This window comes from Streptomyces sp. NPDC097619 (assembly GCF_040302735.1).
GTDB lineage: Bacteria > Actinomycetota > Actinomycetes > Streptomycetales > Streptomycetaceae > Streptomyces.
The window spans coordinates 1-1,650 of record NZ_JBEOSD010000321.1 but is presented as its reverse complement, the minus strand read 5'-3'; the positions used below and the strand labels follow the sequence as shown (position 1 = coordinate 1,650).

Genomic DNA, 1,650 nt, shown 5'->3' with positions numbered 1-1,650 from the left:
GAGGTCCTGGGAGTCGAGAAGGTCGGAATCCACGACAACTTCTTCGACCTCGGCGGCGACTCCATCCTCTCCATCCAGGTCGTCTCCCGAGCCCGCCGGGCCTTGGGCGTCAAGCTCTCCCCGAGGCTCCTCTTCGAAGCGCCGACGGTCGCCGAACTCGCCGGCCACGCGACCTCCGAGGCGACCACCGAGGCCGCCCCGGAGGAGGTCGTCCCCGCCGTACCCCGGGACGGGCTGCTGCCGATGTCGTTCGGTCAGCAGCGGCTCTGGTTCCTGGAGGACTTCAACCAGGGCAGCACCGAGTACCACTCCGCGGCGGGCCTGCGCCTGACCGGCCCCCTGGACCCGGCCGCGCTCCGCGCCGCCGTCGGGGACCTCGTCGCCCGCCACGAAGCCCTGCGGACCACCTTCGACCTGGTCGGCGGCACGGGGGTGCAGGTCGTGCACCCGGTGCTGGAACCGTTCTGGCGGGAAGAGGCGGCCCCTGACGAAGCCCGACTCAGGGAGCTGGCGCAGGAGGAGCTGGACCGGCCGTACGACCTGCGCACCGGCCCGCTGGTCCGGGTCCTGCTGGTCCGCCTGGCCGAGGACGAGCACGTGTGCGTCCTCGGGATGCACCACATCGTCACCGACGGCTGGTCGATGGGGGTGGCCGCCCGCGAGCTGGGCGAGCTGTACGCGGCGCGGATCGAGGGCCGACCCGCCGAACTGCCCGAACGGGGCCTCCAGTACGCGGACTTCGCCGCCTGGCAGCGCGGCCTGCTGGAGGACGGCGGCCTGCTGGAGGAACAGCTGGGCTGGTGGCGGGACCGACTGAAGGGCCTCGCCCCGCTGGAGCTGCCGACGGACCGGCCCCGCCCCGCGGTGCGTTCCTCCGCCGGAGCCGTCCACGCCTTCGAGGTGCCGAAGGCGACCCTGGACGGCATCAAGTCCCTCGCCCACGGCCGGGGAGCGACCCTCTTCATGGCGCTGACCGCCGCCGTCCAGAGCGTCTTCGCCCGCTACACCGGCCAGACGGACATCGCCGTCGGTACGGCCTCCGCCGGGCGCGATCGCGCCGACCTGGAGCAGATGATCGGCTTCCTCGTCAACACCGTCGTCCTGCGGTCGCACATCGAGCCGGAGACGCCCTTCACCGAGCTGCTGGACCAGGTGAAGGAGACGGTCCTCGACGCCTTCGCCCACCAGGACGTGCCGTTCGAGCGCCTCGTGGAAGCCGTCGGTGCCGCGCGTGACGCCGGCCGTACCCCTCTCGTGCAGGCCATGGTCGTCCTCCAGAACGCCCCCGGCATGCATCCCGACCTCGGACCGGTCCGGGTGGACGGCTACGCGATGGAGCGGAACACCGCCCTCACCGACCTCACCGTCGAGTTCGAGGAGTACGAGGGCGGCCTGCGCGCCCTGGTCGAGTACAGCACCGAGCTGTTCGACGCCGAGACCATCGCCCGCTTCGGAGAGCACGTGGCCGTCCTCCTCCGGTCGGCCGTCGCCGACCCGGACTCCGCCGTCGGCGCACTCCCGCTCCTCACCTCGGGTGAGCTGGAACTCCTGACGGGCGCGTGGTCGGGTGTGGCCGGTGTGTCGGTGGGTTCGGGGACGGTGCACGGGTGGGTGTCGCGTGGTGCGGTGGTGTCGCCGGGTGCGGTGGCG

1 protein-coding gene is annotated in these 1,650 nt (G+C 72.4%); it reads left to right on the top strand.

The window, feature by feature from the left end; all coding sequences use genetic code 11:
• Positions 1–1,650 (top strand): condensation domain-containing protein (locus ABTZ17_RS36765; protein ID WP_352200173.1); only part of this gene is annotated, 1,650 nt, incomplete at both ends.